Consider the following 17,994-nt stretch of genomic DNA (forward strand, 5'->3'; position numbering starts at 1 on the left):
CCCGGGGGAGGCAACTCCCCCTTTTGATTAAGCTTTTGTAAAAGTGTTAACGCACCCGGAAACAGTGGCTAATCTTTAAGCCATATGCCGATAAAGGAGTGCGTTATGCCTCGATCCTCGCTGCTTTTCCTCCCTGTACTGTTATTCCCGCTTTCGCTGCTTGCGGCGCCCGAGACGGTTAAGGTCGACGTGCTACAGACAAAACTGGATCACCCCTGGTCGCTGGCGTTTCTGCCTGATAATAAGGGGCTGCTGATCACGCTAAAAGACGGGCAGCTTAAGCACTGGCAGGCAGGGAAAGGGCTCTCCGATCCGATTATCGGCGTGCCGAAGGTCTGGGCGAGCGGCCAGGGCGGATTGCTGGACGTGGTGCTGGCCCCGGATTTTGAACAATCACGGCGGATCTGGCTCAGCTTCGCCGAGGCGGGTGATGATGGAAAAGCGGGCACCGCGGTGGGCTACGGGCGGTTGAGCGATGACCTCTCGCGCATTGAGGGCTTCCAGGTGGTGTTCCGACAGATGCCGAAGCTCTCTACTGGCAACCACTTTGGCGGACGGCTGGTGTTCGACGGCAAAGGCCATCTCTTTATTGGCTTAGGTGAAAACAACCAGCGCCCGACGGCGCAGGATCTGGATAAGCTTCAGGGCAAGGTGGTGCGCCTGACGGAGGACGGGAAAGTGCCGCCGGATAACCCGTTTGTGAACACCGCCGGTGCACGGCCTGAAATCTGGTCTTACGGCATTCGCAACCCGCAGGGGATGGCGATGAACCCGTGGAGCGACGCGCTGTGGCTTAATGAACACGGCCCTCGCGGCGGGGATGAGATCAACATTCCTGAAAAAGGCAAAAACTACGGCTGGCCGATGGCGACACACGGGATCAATTACAGCGGCCTGAAAATCCCGGAAGCGAAAGGCGAGCACGTTGAGGGCACTGAAAAACCGCTGTTTGTCTGGAAAGTGTCGCCCGCCGTCAGCGGCATGGCGTTCTACAACAGCGACGTCTTCCCGCAGTGGAAAAACAAGCTGTTTATCGGCGCGCTGAAGGAGAAAGACGTCATCGTGCTGAGCGTGAAGGGCAATACCGTGACGGAGGACGGGCGCATTCTTGGGGATAAAGATCAGCGAATTCGCGATGTGCGCGTCGGGCCGGATGGTTATCTGTACGTGCTGACCGACGAGACGGACGGGCAGCTTTGGAAAGTCAGCCCGTCCGGGTCGTAATCAGGTCACCGGGATCATCACCACGTTACGATACGCCGGGCGCTCGCTGAGCTGCTGGATCCAGCGCTGAAGGTGAGGGCGCGGGGTCCAGCTGAGACCCATGTTAGTGAGGTTCCAGACGAAAGGGGCGACGGCGATATCGCCCACGCCGAACGTGTCGCCGGAGAACCAGGTATGCTTCGCCAGTTCGTCGTCCATCATCGCAAACAGCGACTCGCACGCGTCCTGGGCGGCATGAATGGCGGGATAATCACGGTCGGCTTCCGGCGTACGGATAAGCCCCATCAGGATCACGCGGTGCGTTGAGGAAAGCGTCTGGTTTGCCCAGTCCATCCATTTTTCGCCCTGCGCGCGCTGGGCTGGATTTTCTACCCACAGCCGACCCTGGCCGTACTGCGCGGCGAGGTATCGCACGATGGTGTTAGACTCCCACAGCGTGGCGTCTGTCTCGTCATCGCGCAGTAGCGGCACCAGTCCGTTTGGGTTCATCGCCAGGTAGTCCGCGTCTTTATTCACGCCAAACTCCAGGCCCGCCATAACCTGCTTAAACGGTAAATCCAGCTCTTCCAGCGTCCAGAGCACTTTTTTCACGTTGGTCGAATTGTTCCTGCCCCACAGCGTAATCATATTTACTCCCGATGAGATGTGAATCCGAGTCAGCTTTTCGCCATGGTGAGATAAACCTAACAATTACGCAACAGATGCTAAAAAAAACACCGCAATCAAAGCGTATCTGAATGTTATTGCATAAACTTTAAAAACTTTACCTGGAACAGGTTTCTTTGAAGGCTGTAGTGCGCTATTACTCATCGCTTCTTGCGACACGGTGATTGTGACGTGATTTTTAGAATGGACACTCGGGTGGCATTTATGACGCAAAAAACTTCCTCTCTGCGCAGCCTGGCGGCAGGCTCGGCGCTGCTTTTCCTTTTTGCCCCAACGCTCCATGCGGCGGAACAGACAGCGCCCGAAGCGCCGCCTGTTGATGCGCGCGCCTGGATCCTGATGGATTACGCCAGCGGGAAAGTGCTGGCGGAAGGTAACGCCGACGAGAAACTCGACCCGGCGAGCCTGACGAAAATTATGACCAGCTATGTGGTCGGCCAGGCGTTGAAAGCGGGCAAGATCAAGCTGAATGACATGGTCACCGTCGGGAAAGATGCCTGGGCGACCGGTAATCCGGCGCTGCGCGGCTCGTCCGTGATGTTCCTGAAGCCTGGCGACCAGGTCTCCGTGTCCGATCTGAATAAAGGGGTCATTATTCAGTCGGGAAATGATGCCTGTATTGCGCTGGCCGATTACGTCGCGGGCAGTCAGGACTCATTTATTGGGCTGATGAATGGCTACGCGAAAAAACTGGGTCTGACCAATACCACTTTTAAAACTGTTCACGGCCTGGATGCGCCGGGTCAGTTCAGTACCGCGCGCGATATGGCGCTGCTGGGCAAAGCGCTGATCCATGACGTGCCGGATGAGTACGCTATCCATAAAGAGAAAGAGTTTACCTTCAACAATATCCGCCAGCCTAACCGTAACCGTCTGCTGTGGAGTAGTAACGTTAACGTGGACGGCATGAAAACCGGTACAACTGCCGGGGCCGGATACAACCTGGTGGCTTCTGCGACGCAGGGCGATATGCGCCTGATCTCAGTGGTGCTGGGAACGAAAACCGACCGTATTCGTTTTAACGAATCCGAAAAACTGCTGACCTGGGGTTTCCGCTTCTTTGAAACCGTCACGCCGATTAAGCCGGACGCTACCTTCGTGAGTCAGCGCGTCTGGTTTGGTGATAAAAGTGAAGTGAACCTGGGAGCGGGTGAAGCGGGTTCCGTCACCATTCCACGCGGTCAGCTGAAAAACCTGAAAGCCAGCTATACCCTGACCGAGCCACAGCTCACCGCACCGTTGAAAAAAGGTCAGGTGGTCGGGACGATAGATTTCCAGCTTAACGGCAAATCTATTGAGCGGCGACCGCTGGTGGTAATGGAAGCGGTGGAAGAGGGCGGCTTCTTCAGCCGGATGTGGGACTTTGTGTTAATGAAATTCCACGGCTGGTTTGGCAGCTGGTTCAGCTAAGTTTTTGCCGGGTGGCGGCTTCGCCTTACCCGGCCTGTAACGGCTCGAACGTAGGCCGGGTAAGCGCAGCGCCACCCGGCATAACCTCAATACATCAACTTCACCTGCTGCGCTTTCGCGTATGCCACCAGCTCGTCATCCGGGCGGCAATCACTGACGATGGCGTCAAAGCGCGACAGTTCTCCCATCCTTGCCGGACGGACCTTGCCAAATTTACTGTGATCAACCACCAGCACATGCTGCTGCGCGGCGTTGAGCGCCCACTGTTTCACCGGTAACTCTTCAAGATTAAAACAGGTTGCCCCCTGTTTCACATTCACGCCCGCCGCAGAGTAAAAGGCGATATCAGGGCATACATTGCTCAGCGTGTCCTGAATATTCAGCGGCTTGAAGATGGCGTTGCTGGCATGAAACTCGCCGCCACACAAAATCACCCGGCACGCGGGTTTCTCCTGCAAGGCCAGGAAGGTATTTAGCGAATAACAGACGGCGGTAAAGGGAACGGTGCTGTCGATGGCCTCGATGATCCACGGGGTTGTCGTACCGCAGTCAAAAAACAGCGTTTGATGCGGCTGCACCAGCGAGGCGGCGAGCCGCGCGGCTTTGCGCTTCTCTTCCACCAGGCGTGTTTTTTGATCGCTTAACAGATAATGGCTGGCGCTACGCGGCTCCAGAACAATATACCCGCCAAGCAGCACAACGGGGGCGCTGTCGCTGTTCAGATCGCGACGAATGGTCATTTCAGACACGCCAAGCAGGGAAGCGGCTTCCTTAAGATGCAGCTTATCGCTGCGCTTCAGCGCCTGAAGCAGCTGAGCAATGCGGTCATCGCGACGTGTTTCCATAGATCCTCGGGCTAAAAAAGTGAGCCCCCGCAGGGCGGGGGCTCAAGTGTAACCTGACGGACCGGGGTTAGTCACGTATCCAGCCTTTGCGGATCGGAAGGGCAAACAGAACGCGATAGGCCTGTGATAATCCACGATAAAGCGCCGGGCCAAAGAGGCTCCACAGGATGGCTGCGCTGACGCAGCCCATCAGCCCCACCAGGAAACCGCCGACCATATCCAGCGGCCAGTGCACCCCCAGGTAGACGCGGGACCAGGCGATGGCGACTGCCACGCCCATCAGCACTACGCCGGACCACAGGCGATGCCAGAACAGGAAGGCCAGCGCAAAGGTGAAGATCACCGTGCCGTGATCGCTCGGGAACGAGTCATCCGGCGCATGGTGCAGGAAGTTGTAGCCGACGCGATCGACAAACGGACGATCGTGCGGGAAGGCGTGACCCAGCACGTAGCTTGCCAGCACGCTCACGCCAATTGCCATCGCCATTTTGATCACCAGATGGCGCTGGGCGGTGACCTGTGTACGAGGTCCCCATAACCAGAGGATCACCGCCAGCGCCGGTACAATGCTAATCAGATCTTTCGCAATGAAGGTGGCGAGATCGATCATCCATTCCGGTGACGACGGCGTGGCGTTGAGCAGGTAAAACAGTTCGTAGTTCAGATTTTCTAACATAATCTCGTTACTCTTTAGCAAACCGGGCGGAAACCAGCCCGTAAACCAGCACCTGGGAAAACCAGACCCACCACCCGGCCCACAGGTTGTGAGAGAAAAAATGCGCGCCGCGCATGACCTGCCCGAAGCCCATCACCAGCCCCATAACAACGCCTGACGCGACAAAGGACCATGCCAGGCGCGGACGTTCACGCCAGAAGGCAAAAAACAGCCCCATCACCATAAACCCGCTGGAGGCGTGGCCGCCGGGAAAGCAGCGTCCCGGTCCGCTGTCTGCCGGAACGGCGCTGAACAGGGGATACGAAACGGACCTGCCGCCATATTCCACCAGATCCCACGGACAGCTGTGGTGGCTTATGCTTTTCAGCACCCCTACTACCAGCGCACCCAGCCCCATCAGAATCGCGGCCGTTACCAGTCGGGCATTGCGTTTGTAAGCGCCGTAAATCAGCGATGCGGCAGCGATAACAATGGTCACATATTTCGCCAGCCGATGGTTCAGCAGATCCAGCAACGGGTTTTGCTGTAGCGGAAAATGATGCGCCGCTGCGTCATACCAGAAACCGGTTATCCATCGGTCAAGCGATTCATCGCGCGAAAGCCAGGTAAAAAGCACCGCAAGGGCAATAAGCACGAAAAGTTGATAACCATAAAAGCGGGCAGGCAAACGGTAAAGACGTTTTGTCTTATTTGTCGGTAACTTAGATAATTCTGAAGGGCTGACGGCGTGTGTCATAGTTTCGGTCAATAACGTGAAATAGCACTATCATAGGGAGGGCAACTTAAGGAAACCTTAAACAACAACGATAAGTGCGTTATTTCTGTTTTTTCACGTTAATTTGCTATCTCAGACAGCGGCAATTCATTACACTCATCGCGATTTTTTCATACTAAAGAGATTGCATGATAAACCGTTCTTCTTCCGGTAATCGTCTGGGTCGTCAGGCGTTACTTTTTCCTCTGTGTCTGGTGCTTTACGAATTCTCTACCTACATCGGCAACGACATGATCCAGCCCGGCATGCTGGCTGTGGTTGAGCAGTACAACGCAGGTATTGAGTGGGTGCCGACATCCATGACCGCCTATCTGGCGGGCGGCATGTTTTTACAGTGGCTGTTAGGGCCGCTGTCGGATCGTATTGGCCGCCGTCCGGTGATGCTGACGGGCGTAGTGTGGTTTATCGTCACCTGTCTCGCCACGCTGCTGGCGCAGAGTATTGAGCAGTTCACGCTGCTGCGTTTCCTTCAGGGCGTGAGCCTGTGCTTTATTGGCGCCGTGGGCTATGCCGCTATTCAGGAGTCGTTTGAGGAGGCGGTGTGTATCAAAATTACCGCGCTGATGGCAAACGTGGCGCTGATTGCACCGCTTCTTGGGCCGCTGGTGGGAGCCGCATGGGTTCACGTCGCGCCGTGGGAGGGGATGTTCGTCCTCTTTGCCGCGCTTGCGGCTATCTCTTTCTTTGGCCTGCACCGTGCGATGCCGGAAACCGCCACCCGCCTGGGCGAAAAGCTCTCGCTTAAAGAGCTGGGGCGGGATTATAAGGCGGTGCTGAAAAATGGCCGTTTTGTCGCGGGCGCATTGGCGACGGGCTTTGTCAGCCTGCCGCTGCTGGCGTGGATTGCCCAGTCGCCGGTCATTATCATCAGCGGCGAACAGCTTAGCAGCTATGAGTATGGCCTGTTACAGGTGCCGATTTTTGGCGCGCTGATTATCGGTAACCTGGTGCTGGCGCGTCTGACGTCGCGCCGTACCGTGCGTTCGCTGATTATTTTGGGCGGCTGGCCCATAGCGGCAGGGCTGATTATCGCGGCGGTGGCGACCGTAGCCTCGTCTCATGCGTACCTGTGGATGACGGCGGGGCTGAGTGTTTACGCGTTTGGTATCGGCGTGGCGAATGCTGGCCTGGTGCGCCTGACGCTGTTCGCCAGTGAAATGAGTAAAGGCACGGTGTCTGCCGCGATGGGGATGCTGCAAATGCTGATTTTCACCGTCGGTATTGAGGTGAGCAAACATGCCTATGCTTTCGGCGGTAACGGGCTGTTCAGCCTGTTCAACCTCGCAAACGGTGTGCTGTGGGTAGGGCTGATGGTGGTGTTCCTGAAGGACAAACGCGTCGGAAGCGCACTGCAACCGTAATCCTTATTCCCTCTCCCTGCTGGGCGAGCTCGGGACAGTTCCCTCTCCCTGTGGGCTGAGGGATCCCCAGTAATTTGAAAGCAAAAGCGATAACGTTGCCTCAGAATAACTGAGGGCTTTCAGCGATGCCTCGGTCCGGCTGTAAATCGCTGAGGCGTTTCCTGTAGGCCGGGGCGAGGCGCAGGGATGCGCCGAGAGGGCGGGCTTTACAGGGATGTTACCTCCGCCCGTCCCCGATAAGCCGGAAGGAATAAGCCGAAGGCACCGCGAAGCGGCGATTTTCCGCCGGAAGCCCGGGTCGCCAGGGTGGTGGCGACTGAGCCACCCTGGCACGTTCACCGGTCATGTCGTGACAGAGTAGCAAGGAACATAAAGTGAACGGAATGACCACCAGAGCCGTATGTTCCCCCTCACCCCAGCCCTCTCCCTCAAGGGAGAGGGGGCCATCTGTGCAGGCATTATTTTGTGGGGATCCCTCAGCCCTGTGGGAGAGGGTTAGGGTGAGGGCACCAGACCGCACGGAATCAATTAAACGGCGCCTTCCCCTCCAGCACCATATCAATCACGTCCAGCACCCCTTCGTCATTATTATTTGGCGCTTCATAGCGGGCTACCGCTTTAATATGCGGTCTGGCGTTGGCCATCGCGAAGCCAAACCCAGCCTGGCGCAGCATCTCCACGTCGTTACCGCTGTCGCCAAAGGCCACCACTTCACTGTCCTCAATGCCCCAGCGCGCTTGCAGGATCCGCAGGCCGTTAGCTTTGTGCACGCCAGGGATTATCAGGTCGATACTGCCGTGACCCGTGGTCACCGGCACCATGATGTCGCCAAGCTTCTCATGCAGCAGCGCCTGAATGCGCGGTATTTCGTCGTCAGAGACGTTAAGCCCGAACTTGAAGAAAATATCGTTGAGGTTGTCAAAGCTGCTGACGCTTTCAAGGCGGTGATAGTATTTCGCCGCAATCTCTTTGAAGAGGTCGTTATACGTTTTCAGCGTGTAGGCGCTGTTTTTTCCGCAGGCAATTATCTCAATGCCGGGCACGTCGTTTAACAGGGTGGCGACGGTCAGAAAATGCTCTTTCGACAGTTCGCCGTTAAACACGTCTTCGCCCGCATCCACCACCCAGCCGCCGTTTTCGGCGACGAAGGCGATTTCATGGGCGATCTCGGGGAAAAATGAGATCAGCTGGTAGTACTGGTTTCCGCTGGCGACCACAAAACGGATGCCTTGCGCTTTCATGCGCGCGTACTGCGCCAGAAAACGCGCGCGATTATAGGTTTTCGCATCGCTCAGGAAGGAGCCATCCATGTCGACTGCAATCAGTTTAACGCTCATATCCCTTCTCCATTGTCGTTTGTTCTGCTTCCGGTTTTGCCACCGCACGCGCCACCAGGGCGGCAATAATCACTAACCCTAACACCACCAGCATGGCGCTGCGCAACCCGTAGTGCTCACCGAGGAATCCAAGCAACGGTGGCCCCACCAGGAAGGCAAGGTAGCCCGTGGTCGCCACAACGCTCACGCGCGTCGGCGCATCGGGACCGGTATCGCTGGCAGCGGAAATGGTCAGCGGGAAGCCAAGGGAGGCGCCCAGCCCCCACAGGATCACCGACACACCGGCAATCCAGTCCACATCCACAAAGATGATCATCGCGATGCCCAGCCCACCCAGCAGGGCGCTGGCACGGACGACCGCCACGCGGCTGTAACGGTCGATAAACCAGCCGCCGGTAAAGCGTCCGACGGTCATGCCGAGCGTAAATCCAGCGTAGATCAGCGAGCCGGAGGTGGGGCTAAATCCGTGCCCGTCCACCATCAGCAACGGTAGCCAGTCGTTGGCGGAGCCTTCAGCAAATGCCATCGCTAGCACCACCACGCCAATCAGCATTAGCTGGAAATCACGATAGAAGGGCAACCCTTTTGCCGCAGACTTCTGTTCGTCCGTGGCGTGTTGTCCTGTGCCTGCGGGAATAGCCCTGATGCCGGTGAGGATCGGGATAATACAGACCAGCGCCGCCAGCAAAATGTGCACATTGGCCGCAATGCCCAGCGCCGTCAGCGCCATCCCCACGCCCGCGCCCGCCAGCGTGCCGAGACTGTAAAAGCCATGCATCATGGGCAGCACCGTTTTGTTCATCGCCTGTTCGACGGCGGCCCCCTCGACGTTAATGGCCACTTCAGCCGCACCAAAGCTGCCGCCAAATACCATCAGCCCAAGGGCAAACATCAGCGGCGAGGCGAACCACAGCGCCACGCTCAAAGCGAACATTCCCACCACGGCGCAGCACATGGTGGTACGGATCACCGCGCGCGTGCCAAAGCGCTTCACCAGCCAGGCCGAGCAGAGGATGCCGCTCATCGAGCCAATCGACAGGCCAAACAGCACGATCCCCATCTCCGCCGTCGAGACGGATAGCGTATCGCGGATTGCCGGGGTGCGCGTTGCCCAGGAAGCCATCAGCAGCCCGGGGATGAAGAAGAACATAAACAGCGCCCACATGCGCAGATGCAGGGCTTTGCGAGGAGAAGTTAGCGTCATTGGGATCAGCACCAGAAGTACAACAATAGCGACAACACTAGCAACTTTGTGTACATTTGTACATAAACCGGATGAGGATTTTATGAGCAGACCACCAAACGACCCTAACCGCCGCGAGAAGATACTCCAGGCGACGCTGGACACCATTGCTGAGCACGGTATTCATGCCGTCACGCACCGCAAAATTGCCACCTGCGCAGGCGTACCGCTGGGGTCGATGACCTACTATTTCGACGGGATGGAGTCGCTTCTGGAGGAGGCGTTCACGTGGTTTACGCAGCAGATGTCTCAGCAGTACCGGGATTTCTTCGCGGGGGTGACCGGGCGGGAGAGGGCGTGCGAGGCCATTACCACGCTGATCCACAGTTCAGCCGTGACCACGCCACACAATATGGCGCTGATGTATCAGCTGTACGCTTTTATGCACCGCAGCGCCGCGCTGAAAACGGTGATGCAGGACTGGATGAAGATGAGCCAGACTACGCTTGAGCAGTGGTTTGATCCGGCCACCGCCCGTGCGCTGGATGCGTTTATCGAGGGGATGACGCTGCATTTTGTAACCGACCGGTCGCCGTTAACCCGGGAGGAGATCCGGGCGATGGTGGGGCGGATTGCAGGCGAGGATACCGTCTGATAGCGCTCGCCCCGGCCACGCCTGATGTCAGGAGATTTTTTTCCCGCTGGCGTCAACGACGACTTCGCCATCTTCCTTCGTAAATGCCCCTTTTTGCGCGTCCGGAAGGATGTCGAGAACGACTTCAGAAGGGCGGCACAGACGTGTACCCAGCGGCGTCACCACAATCGGACGGTTAATCAGAATGGGGTATAGCAGCATGAAATCAATAAGCTGGTCATCGGTGAAATTTCCCCCGGCAAGGCCCAGTTGCTCGTAAGGCTCGACGTTTTTGCGCAGCAGATCGCACACGGGAATCCCCATGTCTGCAATCAGCCTGGTCAGTTCATCACGCGACGGTGGGTTCTCAAGATAGAGAATAATTTCGGGTTCCGTACCGCTTTTGCGGATCATCTCCAGCGTATTGCGCGACGTGCCGCAGGCCGGGTTGTGGTAGATAGTGATGTTGCTCATATCCGTTACTCATTACAGTGTGAAGGAGAGACGTAGCGCCAGCGCGGCGAGCGTCACAAACAGAACCGGCAGCGTCATTATGATGCCCGTCCTGAAATAGTAGCCCCAGGTAATGGTCATGTTTTTCTGTGCCAGCACATGAAGCCATAGCAGGGTAGCCAGGCTACCGATGGGGGTGATTTTCGGCCCCAGATCGCAGCCAATCACGTTAGCGTAAATCATCGCCTCCTTAATCAAGCCTGTTGCCGCACTACCCTCAATGGAGAGCGCGCCGATCAATACCGTTGGCATATTGTTCATTATGGATGACAGAAAGGCGGTGATAAATCCGGTTCCCAGCGTAGTGGCCCAGAGTCCGTGTCCGGCTAAGCGATCAAGAACGCCTGAAAGAGACTCCGTCAGCCCGGCATTACGCAGGCCATACACCACCAGATACATCCCCAGCGAAAAGATAACGATCTGCCAGGGGGCGCCGCGCAGCACTTTCCCGGTGTTAATGGCGTGCCCGCGTTTAGCAAAGGCAAATAAAATCAGCGCGCCAGTTGTTGCGATAGCGCTGACCGGGATACCCAGAGGTTCAAGCACAAAGAAACCGACGAGCAGTAGCAGCAGCACGATCCAGCCCGTTCTGAATGTCGGCAGGTCATGAATGGCCCGTGCGGGCTCGCGGAGTTTTGCCAGGTCATATTCCGGCGGTATTTCCTTGCGGAAGAACAGATGCAGCATCACCAGCGTCGCGGCAATTGCGGCGATATCAACCGGGATCATCACCGAGGCGTATTCGCTAAAGCCCAGCTTAAAGAAGTCCGCTGAGACGATGTTGACCAGGTTGGAGACAATCAGCGGCAGGCTGGCGGTATCGGCGATAAATCCCGCCGCCATCACGAACGCCAGCGTGGCCTGCTTGCTGAACCCCAGCGCCAGCAGCATGGCGATAACGATAGGTGTCAGGATCAATGCCGCACCGTCATTGGCGAACAGCGCCGCCACGGCCGCACCCAGCAGCACGATCCAGGTAAACAGCAACCGCCCGCGACCGTTTCCCCAGCGAGCAACGTGCAGCGCCGCCCACTCGAAAAAACCGGACTCATCCAGCAGCAAACTGATAACGATTACCGCGATAAACGTGGCCGTCGCATTCCAGACGATGTTCCAGACCACCGGAATATCGTTAACGTGGATCACACCGCTCGCCAGCGCCAGCGCGGCGCCAATGGTGGCACTCCAGCCGATACTGAGCCCTTTGGGCTGCCAGATAACCAGTACCAGCGTAAACAGAAAAATAGCCCCTGCCAGAAACATCTTTTACTCCGTTATATCTGTTTTTGTGAATGTGTTGTGGTCAGCACGAGCCCGGGAGGCGGTTTTTCAGCTTCATACGCGTCTCTTCCCGCAGGCAGTTCCAGCTGGTGTCGATAACGGTTGCCGCCCACGCGGGCATGTTGGGAGAGAGACGGTAGTAGATCCATTTACCCTCACGACGATCGATGACCAGCCCGGCCTCACGCAGCAATGCCATATGGCGGGAGACTTTCGGCTGCGGCTCGTTGGTAGCGGAGCAGAGATCGCAGACGCACAGCTCGCCCGCTTCACGCAGAAGCATGACGATGGAGAGGCGCGTTTCGTCGGAGAGGGTTTTGAAGAGCTGGAGCGGGTGGAGCATTCTGTCATCCTGAATGTTTTGTGTCATATGCATTAAATCATATGTGATTGTAGTAAAGGAGAGAAGAAGGCGATAGCAGGAAGGATAAAAAAGCGACTGGAGGACTCGCTAAGGTCAAAATAGTCTTTATGGCTTGTCCGGACTACTCCTGATAGTCATGGGAAAGAAACCGCCCCAGGGGGACGGTTTCTTTATATCTGCTCACTTTCAACGCTCTTCTGTGCTCAGGCGCAGCAGCGATCGTTCCAGGTGTCACGGTAAATGATATTCCCCTCCGTGTACTTCCATGAGATTGCTTCGTAACGCAATTCGAGCGTTTCAAGATGGGTGCTGCTCATCCCGTTAGGGGTCATGAAGGGTGCCACTGTCGTGAGCTTAACGTTTTCCATCACGATATTGAAATATTCGGCCTCGATCCCGGACTCCAGAATGCGGTACATTTTAATGATCCCCTTCTTCATAACTCTCCCTTCGCACACGGCGCGGTAAAGAAGCGGGGTAGTCTGATCAAATTCTTTAACTATCGTAATAGGGCGATGGACGCGCGTGCCGGTGAGTTTACCCCAGCTTGGATCAACCGGAATGGTTACACCGTGGGAGAACGATTTTAGCTCTATGGAACCAAGACGCGTGGGCATCATGCAGCTACCGATAATCGGCGAACCGTTCTCGTCTTCTAGCCATAGGTGTGCGGGTGTAGACATGTAATTTCCTTATTAGTAAGCGTAACGCATTGATGTTCCTCAATGCCATATCCAGTAAGCCAGTCCCAGTGTTACCAGGTAAAACAGGAGGATGAATCCTTGGCTAACCTCAGGGAAGTAAACGTCAAGGACATAGCCAAAAATGAACGTGAGGATGATCGGGACATAGGTCCAGAAGAAAAACTGAGCCTGAGATTTGAACCAGCGTCTTAAAAAGCCCATCAGTGTCTACCCATTAGCTTCAGGATCGTGTCAGCAGCATCATAAGGGCTTTGACTGTCAGTCCATTGCTGGGTTAGCACGCCCGCGCGCATAAAAGCAGGCTCCACCAGGAAATACATCATCTCCAGTTCTCGCAGGTATAACGCTTGATAGTAGGCGGGATGCATCACTTGCAGGCGATGAGCGCTGTCAGCAGCTTTTTGCACAACCCCGTATATCCCCAGCCCTCCAATAGCCGCGCCCGTTAATCCTGAAACGACCTTTAACCCTGAAGGTGGAAGGGTCACATAGAGGCAAACAGTCGATGCGACGCCTGCAGAGAATGAATACGAGGTTAGCGTGCTGGTGGATATATAAACGTTAGCGCGCATTAGAGCATGCTGTATCGCTGATAATTCTGCCGGGGAATAATCCTTAACCAGCTCCTCTACGTACGTGTTGATTAGGTCAAAGACGATGTTCCAGCGAGAAACGAGATGGAATATGCCCTTTCGGAATCGAGCGTCCTCCAGGTTTTGTCGGGTGCATACATCGTAATATTCATCAGTAAAGCAGGAGGTGTAGTACAGCAGGCGTTGGGCACCGGCACCTATATTATTCAGGTGGCTCTTTACCTCTTCACCTACATCACGTACCGCCCGGTCCAGCTTCATTGCCAGTATCTTTTGGTTCTGAAGCTGGCGGATGATCTCTTCAGAATGGTACATGCTTACTGACCTCGCACTTCAGCTCAATTGAGCGATTTTTTGCTGCATCCCCTAAGACCGGCATTGCTATTACTGAACTTGAAAACTGCATTCCTGTCCCCTCCATAGTGTTTCTATCCGCTCCAGCGTATATCTGTAACTAATATGGAAGTTCAAAGCAGATCATGTTCATGAAAAGCAGGGTATTTTTAGGATAATGACTTGATGTTTTTTAACCAATATGCGATTTATCGGCGAGCTTTTAGTGCGAATAGATAAGTTCAACATTGAGTGACTCGTTCCAAAATCCAACAGAAATATCATCACATACAGACTTTGCCATGCGCAACTAGTAGCGCTCTGGCGTGTTCCAGCCTTTCAGGCAGTTAGCGCCACCCTTAAAGCAGATCGAGCCCCCAGCAGGGCGCTGGCGCGTCACAGCATGGCCAAAAAATCTTTCGCAGACCAAAATCGCACTACACCGCACCCACCTGCGGTTTTTGGATCATAAAAATTTTTCAGTTTTATTTTTCTTCAAACCAGACCGCTTGGCCGCACCAGTGCTGGCGGTTAAGCCGAAATCCAAAACTGAAAAGGTTGAAAAGAATTTCAGTGGTTTTCATTTTTGAATATATAACAAATTTCTTGCTTCTTTGGTAACTTATTGATAATTAAGGGTAATGGTGGGTTTAAGTGTGTTTGAAGCAAGAGCCGTATTTATTTGCCTCTTAGATGGATATGTTTGTATGTCAGTCAGGACAAGCCCAGACAGCATATTGAGAAGATTTATGCACTGAAAAAAGTGACAATTAGGAACTTTTAAAAAATCACTGTTACCCTAAAAAGGAATGTCTAAATCTGGAATGTTTTCACGAACCTTTATAGAAAATAATCGCTCACTTCTGAAAGGTTTGAGGTGTAGCTCGGAAAACTTTTTTTCATATCTTTCTTTGAATCTTAAAGAGTAAAGCGTCTCGGTAAACTCACTTACTTCAAAACATTTTTCAATGTCGCTCTTATAAAATGAAAAGTTGAACTCATCTAATTCTGCCTTGATTTTTACATCGGACATGGCATTAATAATGGATATAGCTGTTTCTGCGTCAAAGCTATGAAAATGATCCGTGTTGAAATTTACTTCCTCGTTCCATCTATCATCAGCATATAACCTGATTGTTTGATTAAGTTGATATACCTTCTCCTCATCACTGATGTAAGTTAACGCTTCAATCCACCCTGATTTTTCAAGGAATTTTACATCTTCATGTTCGCTATGAAAGCTAAGGGAAGGGAATGTGATTAAGCTTCTAATAATATTAATCTTATCAATGCTGAGATGGAAGTAAGCAGTTTTAAAATTTGAAAATATTACTTCGTCACGTATATTCTTTTCCTTAATCGCTTTTAATTCACTTTGGGATTTTTTCTTTTTAGAAATGAGGTGTTCATAGATTGTTAATACAATCAAATCAACTATGCTGAAAACAACAATTCCTAATGAAACACCTATTACAAGTGAAATTAATAAAATATAAGTTTCATAGTTTTGTGCTATCGGTTTTATTGCAGTCGTTAGCCATAAATGTAGAAGCGGTAATATTATACATAAGGATAGGACTCCACCACATATCATAAATAATGTTGTGCAGGCTCTTCTAGGAGTGTACAAGGTAGAAACAAAATTGATAAATTGATCTATATAGTTCACTGGAATTCTCAATTAGTCAGATTGTGTGTTTTGCGGAATCACTGTTCATATCTTCCGGTTCTTGCTGGTCAATTACCCGAATGGCATCAGCAGCTTGAATCAACTTTAGAGCATCATCAACACTTACACCTTGTAAGTCTATGATTTTTCTATCGGCTGCGACTTCAATTCTTATTTTGGATTTTGACTGCAACAAGTTCAGTACCTTAAGAAGGTACGGCGCAAACTTCTGCCCACGTTCAACTAAAATGCTCAGATATTCACGTATGCCTGGATTGGAGGAGAAACATTGTACTCTTTTGGCGTCAATGCCGACAATACTGCATTCTTCTACAAAAGTCTGCTTCAACTCCTCAGGGATGTATACAGCAAATGAAAAATACTGGGATGATTTTTTGATGACATGATACAGGCCTAAGGAACGGGAAGTAGAGCGTTGTCGCCACTTTGCCGCCACAGTCGCAATTGTTAGTTCCTAACTGATTGATTAGAAGGGGTTATAATAGCAGGCAACAAAAAACCCATCAACCTTGAACCAAAAATGGCGGGGTTGATGGGCTCCACAAATTGGGGACATCAAAGAAAAGCAGTGGCACTAGTTATGACTGCACCCTGCGTAAAAAGTTCTGCGCGTAACGAAAATTTTTTCAGCCACACGCAATCTTGAGATTTATCCGAGTCCTGGCCAGATAATGATGATCAGCGTACCTGCCAGCGTCAGCAGCACGTTTGCGATGGCGTAGGTGCCTGCATAGCCCAGCGCCGGGATGTTGCTGCGCGCGGTGTCGCTGATGATCTCCATTGCCGGTGCGCAGGTGCGCGCGCCCATCATCGCGCCGAAGAGCAGGGCGCGGTTCATGCGGAGCACGTAGGCGCCGAACAGGAAGCAGATGACTACCGGTACCAGGCTGACGATAAGTCCGGAAACCAACATTTGCCAGCCGACCGCACCCAGGCCATTGCCAATGCCGCTCCCGGCGCTTAAGCCGACACCCGCCATAAAGACCATCAGACCGAACTCTTTCACCATGTTCAGCGCTCCCTGAGGGATGTAGCCGAAGGTGGGATGGTTCGCTCGCAGGAAGCCCAGCATGATCCCGGCGAACAGCAGACCGGCAGCGTTACCGATGCCGAAGCTAAAGTTACTGAACTGGAAGGTGATCATTCCGATCATCAGGCCAACAATGAAGAAGGCGCAGAAGGCTAACAGGTCCGTCACCTGACTGTGAATCGAGATAAAGCCGATACGGTCGGCAACGGTTTTAACACGTCGGGCATCGCCGCTGACCTGCAACACATCGCCTTTATTAAGCACCACGTTATCGTCGATAGGCATTTCAATCTGGCTGCGGATCACGCGGTTGAGGAAACAGCCGTGGTCGGTCAGCTTCAACTGCGCCAGACGGCGGCCCACGGCGTTGTGGTTCTTCACCACAATCTCTTCGGTGACGATACGCATGTCCAGCAGGTCGCGGTCAAACACCTCTTTCCCGTTGCGGAAACTCGGATCGAGACGCGCGTGGGCGTCCGGGTAGCCAACCAGAGCGATGTCATCGCCCATCTGGAGTACTGCGTCACCGTCCGGGTTTGCCAGAATGCCGTTACGACGGATACGTTCGATGTAGCAGCCGGTCTGACGGTAAATCCCCAGCTCGCGCAGGTTTTTCCCGTCGGTCCAGGCAACCAGTTCCGGACCGACGCGGTAGGCGCGGATCACCGGCAGGTAAACTTTACGTTTGGAGTCCGTATCCAGACCACGCTCTCGGGCAATGGTCTGGGCGCTGGTCTGGAGATCCTGATGCTGAAGTTTTGGCAGATAGCGCGCGCCAACAATCAGGCTCACCAGACCAATCAGATAGGTCAGGGCATAGCCCAGGCTCAGGTTATCCAGCGCGGCGGAAAGCTGCGTGCCTGCCATGCCAGAATGACGAAGCGTATCCCCCGCGCCAACAAGCACCGGCGTGGAGGTCATCGAGCCTGCCAGCATACCGGCCGTTAAGCCGATGTCCCAGCCAAACAGTTTGCCCAGCCCTAACGCAATCAGCAGGGCGCTGCCGACCATCACCAGCGCCAGCATCAGATAATTTTTGCCGTCTCGGAAGAAAATGGAAAAAAAGTTCGGACCGGCTTCCACGCCAACGCAGAAAATAAACAGCATGAAACCTAAGTTAAGCGCGTCCGTGTTAATACTGAAATGTTGCTGACCTAATAACAGGGAGACGACTAAAACGCCAATGGAATTACCAAGTTGAACTGAACCCAGGCGCAATTTACCCAGACAAAGGCCCAGTGCCAGTACCACAAATAATAACAGGATGTAATTCCCATTTAACAAGTCTGCGACGTTTATATTCACGGAGGCTAACTTCTTGTTTACCAGTAAGTTGTTGAATGAAAGGACTATTTGGGCTACTGTTTTCAGAGTC

Annotated in this window: 19 protein-coding genes; 5 read left to right on the plus strand and 14 right to left on the minus strand. The window is 53.8% G+C overall.

The window, feature by feature from the left end:
- Positions 1 to 105 precede the first annotated feature (105 nt).
- Positions 106 to 1,224, plus strand: a complete 1,119-nt coding sequence (locus tag L2Y28_RS06860) for a PQQ-dependent sugar dehydrogenase (RefSeq protein WP_022647551.1) — start codon at positions 106 to 108, stop codon at positions 1,222 to 1,224.
- On the opposite strand, the gene L2Y28_RS06865 is transcribed toward L2Y28_RS06860, so the two are convergent.
- The gene (locus L2Y28_RS06865) at positions 1,225 to 1,851 is read right to left on the minus strand and encodes a glutathione S-transferase family protein (RefSeq protein WP_236919579.1); all 627 of its coding nucleotides are present in this window, start codon (positions 1,849 to 1,851) and stop codon (positions 1,225 to 1,227) included. It lies immediately after the preceding gene.
- A 243-nt stretch (positions 1,852 to 2,094) separates the two neighbouring features.
- Here L2Y28_RS06865 and dacC point away from each other — a divergent pair, with 243 nt between their 5' ends.
- Positions 2,095 to 3,300: a serine-type D-Ala-D-Ala carboxypeptidase gene (gene dacC, locus L2Y28_RS06870; RefSeq protein ID WP_022647553.1), complete on the plus strand. Its 1,206-nt coding sequence runs from the start codon at positions 2,095 to 2,097 to the stop codon at positions 3,298 to 3,300.
- 86 nt (positions 3,301 to 3,386) lie between these two features.
- On the opposite strand, the gene deoR is transcribed toward dacC, so the two are convergent.
- The 3 genes from deoR to L2Y28_RS06885 all read right to left on the minus strand — a co-directional run bounded on the left by deoR (position 3,387) and on the right by L2Y28_RS06885 (position 5,557).
- Positions 3,387 to 4,145 carry a DNA-binding transcriptional repressor DeoR gene (deoR, locus tag L2Y28_RS06875; RefSeq protein ID WP_022647554.1) on the minus strand — a complete coding sequence of 253 codons (759 nt, stop codon included), beginning with the start codon at positions 4,143 to 4,145 and terminating at the stop codon, positions 3,387 to 3,389.
- Positions 4,146 to 4,212: 67 nt separating this feature from the next.
- Positions 4,213 to 4,821: an undecaprenyl-diphosphate phosphatase gene (gene ybjG, locus L2Y28_RS06880; protein ID WP_022647555.1), complete on the minus strand. Its 609-nt coding sequence runs from the start codon at positions 4,819 to 4,821 to the stop codon at positions 4,213 to 4,215.
- A gap of 7 nt (positions 4,822 to 4,828) precedes the next feature.
- Positions 4,829 to 5,557 carry a phosphatase PAP2 family protein gene (locus L2Y28_RS06885; RefSeq protein WP_022647556.1) on the minus strand — a complete coding sequence of 243 codons (729 nt, stop codon included), beginning with the start codon at positions 5,555 to 5,557 and terminating at the stop codon, positions 4,829 to 4,831.
- A gap of 167 nt (positions 5,558 to 5,724) precedes the next feature.
- On the opposite strand from L2Y28_RS06885, the gene L2Y28_RS06890 reads away from it, so the two are divergent.
- A complete protein-coding gene (locus tag L2Y28_RS06890; protein WP_022647557.1) occupies positions 5,725 to 6,957 on the plus strand; it encodes an MFS transporter in 1,233 nt (410 codons plus the stop codon).
- Between the two features lie 524 nt (positions 6,958 to 7,481).
- Here L2Y28_RS06890 and L2Y28_RS06895 read toward each other — a convergent pair.
- Positions 7,482 to 8,294 carry a Cof-type HAD-IIB family hydrolase gene (locus L2Y28_RS06895; RefSeq protein WP_022647558.1) on the minus strand — a complete coding sequence of 271 codons (813 nt, stop codon included), beginning with the start codon at positions 8,292 to 8,294 and terminating at the stop codon, positions 7,482 to 7,484.
- Positions 8,284 to 9,498 (minus strand): MFS transporter, encoded by a 1,215-nt coding sequence (locus L2Y28_RS06900; RefSeq protein WP_022647559.1) that lies wholly within the window; start codon positions 9,496 to 9,498, stop codon positions 8,284 to 8,286. The genes L2Y28_RS06895 and L2Y28_RS06900 overlap by 11 nt, the downstream gene beginning before the upstream one ends.
- A gap of 82 nt (positions 9,499 to 9,580) precedes the next feature.
- Here L2Y28_RS06900 and L2Y28_RS06905 point away from each other — a divergent pair, with 82 nt between their 5' ends.
- The gene (locus L2Y28_RS06905) at positions 9,581 to 10,132 is read left to right on the plus strand and encodes a TetR/AcrR family transcriptional regulator (RefSeq protein WP_022647560.1); all 552 of its coding nucleotides are present in this window, start codon (positions 9,581 to 9,583) and stop codon (positions 10,130 to 10,132) included.
- 27 nt (positions 10,133 to 10,159) lie between these two features.
- On the opposite strand, the gene arsC is transcribed toward L2Y28_RS06905, so the two are convergent.
- The 5 genes from arsC to L2Y28_RS06930 all read right to left on the minus strand — a co-directional run bounded on the left by arsC (position 10,160) and on the right by L2Y28_RS06930 (position 13,881).
- On the minus strand, positions 10,160 to 10,585 hold the full coding sequence (gene arsC / locus L2Y28_RS06910) for a glutaredoxin-dependent arsenate reductase (protein WP_022647561.1): 426 nt from the start codon (positions 10,583 to 10,585) through the stop codon (positions 10,160 to 10,162).
- 12 nt (positions 10,586 to 10,597) lie between these two features.
- Entirely contained in the window at positions 10,598 to 11,887 is a 1,290-nt protein-coding gene (locus tag L2Y28_RS06915; protein WP_022647562.1) for an arsenic transporter, read from the minus strand.
- Between the two features lie 40 nt (positions 11,888 to 11,927).
- On the minus strand, positions 11,928 to 12,248 hold the full coding sequence (locus L2Y28_RS06920; protein WP_022647563.1) for a metalloregulator ArsR/SmtB family transcription factor: 321 nt from the start codon (positions 12,246 to 12,248) through the stop codon (positions 11,928 to 11,930).
- 224 nt (positions 12,249 to 12,472) lie between these two features.
- Entirely contained in the window at positions 12,473 to 12,952 is a 480-nt protein-coding gene (locus L2Y28_RS06925) for a type VI secretion system tube protein TssD (protein WP_022647564.1), read from the minus strand.
- Between the two features lie 221 nt (positions 12,953 to 13,173).
- On the minus strand, positions 13,174 to 13,881 hold the full coding sequence (locus L2Y28_RS06930) for a hypothetical protein (protein ID WP_022647566.1): 708 nt from the start codon (positions 13,879 to 13,881) through the stop codon (positions 13,174 to 13,176).
- A gap of 344 nt (positions 13,882 to 14,225) precedes the next feature.
- On the opposite strand from L2Y28_RS06930, the gene L2Y28_RS06935 reads away from it, so the two are divergent.
- Positions 14,226 to 14,489 (plus strand): hypothetical protein, encoded by a 264-nt coding sequence (locus L2Y28_RS06935; RefSeq protein WP_072204392.1) that lies wholly within the window; start codon positions 14,226 to 14,228, stop codon positions 14,487 to 14,489.
- Between the two features lie 209 nt (positions 14,490 to 14,698).
- Here L2Y28_RS06935 and L2Y28_RS06940 read toward each other — a convergent pair whose 3' ends face one another.
- The 3 genes from L2Y28_RS06940 to L2Y28_RS06950 all read right to left on the minus strand — a co-directional run bounded on the left by L2Y28_RS06940 (position 14,699) and on the right by L2Y28_RS06950 (position 17,924).
- On the minus strand, positions 14,699 to 15,568 hold the full coding sequence (locus L2Y28_RS06940) for a hypothetical protein (protein WP_022647567.1): 870 nt from the start codon (positions 15,566 to 15,568) through the stop codon (positions 14,699 to 14,701).
- Positions 15,569 to 15,584: 16 nt separating this feature from the next.
- Positions 15,585 to 16,025 (minus strand): hypothetical protein, encoded by a 441-nt coding sequence (locus tag L2Y28_RS06945; protein WP_126493908.1) that lies wholly within the window; start codon positions 16,023 to 16,025, stop codon positions 15,585 to 15,587.
- Between the two features lie 213 nt (positions 16,026 to 16,238).
- A complete protein-coding gene (locus L2Y28_RS06950) occupies positions 16,239 to 17,924 on the minus strand; it encodes an aspartate:alanine antiporter (protein ID WP_001024855.1) in 1,686 nt (561 codons plus the stop codon).
- Positions 17,925 to 17,994: the final 70 nt, after the last annotated feature.

The organism is Enterobacter sp. JH25 (assembly GCF_021725435.1).
GTDB lineage: Bacteria > Pseudomonadota > Gammaproteobacteria > Enterobacterales > Enterobacteriaceae > Enterobacter > Enterobacter intestinihominis.

Bases quoted from the DNA above. Each gene is read 5' to 3' on its own strand.
- L2Y28_RS06860 (WP_022647551.1), top strand. From the start codon at position 106: ATGCCTCGATCCTCGCTGCTTTTCCTCCCTGTACTGTTATTCCCGCTT.
- L2Y28_RS06865 (WP_236919579.1), bottom strand. From the start codon at position 1,851: ATGATTACGCTGTGGGGCAGGAACAATTCGACCAACGTGAAAAAAGTG.
- dacC (WP_022647553.1), top strand. From the start codon at position 2,095: ATGACGCAAAAAACTTCCTCTCTGCGCAGCCTGGCGGCAGGCTCGGCG.
- deoR (WP_022647554.1), bottom strand. From the start codon at position 4,145: ATGGAAACACGTCGCGATGACCGCATTGCTCAGCTGCTTCAGGCGCTG.
- ybjG (WP_022647555.1), bottom strand. From the start codon at position 4,821: ATGTTAGAAAATCTGAACTACGAACTGTTTTACCTGCTCAACGCCACG.
- L2Y28_RS06885 (WP_022647556.1), bottom strand. From the start codon at position 5,557: ATGACACACGCCGTCAGCCCTTCAGAATTATCTAAGTTACCGACAAAT.
- L2Y28_RS06890 (WP_022647557.1), top strand. From the start codon at position 5,725: ATGATAAACCGTTCTTCTTCCGGTAATCGTCTGGGTCGTCAGGCGTTA.
- L2Y28_RS06895 (WP_022647558.1), bottom strand. From the start codon at position 8,294: ATGAGCGTTAAACTGATTGCAGTCGACATGGATGGCTCCTTCCTGAGC.
- L2Y28_RS06900 (WP_022647559.1), bottom strand. From the start codon at position 9,498: ATGACGCTAACTTCTCCTCGCAAAGCCCTGCATCTGCGCATGTGGGCG.
- L2Y28_RS06905 (WP_022647560.1), top strand. From the start codon at position 9,581: ATGAGCAGACCACCAAACGACCCTAACCGCCGCGAGAAGATACTCCAG.
- arsC (WP_022647561.1), bottom strand. From the start codon at position 10,585: ATGAGCAACATCACTATCTACCACAACCCGGCCTGCGGCACGTCGCGC.
- L2Y28_RS06915 (WP_022647562.1), bottom strand. From the start codon at position 11,887: ATGTTTCTGGCAGGGGCTATTTTTCTGTTTACGCTGGTACTGGTTATC.
- L2Y28_RS06920 (WP_022647563.1), bottom strand. From the start codon at position 12,248: ATGCTCCACCCGCTCCAGCTCTTCAAAACCCTCTCCGACGAAACGCGC.
- L2Y28_RS06925 (WP_022647564.1), bottom strand. From the start codon at position 12,952: ATGTCTACACCCGCACACCTATGGCTAGAAGACGAGAACGGTTCGCCG.
- L2Y28_RS06930 (WP_022647566.1), bottom strand. From the start codon at position 13,881: ATGTACCATTCTGAAGAGATCATCCGCCAGCTTCAGAACCAAAAGATA.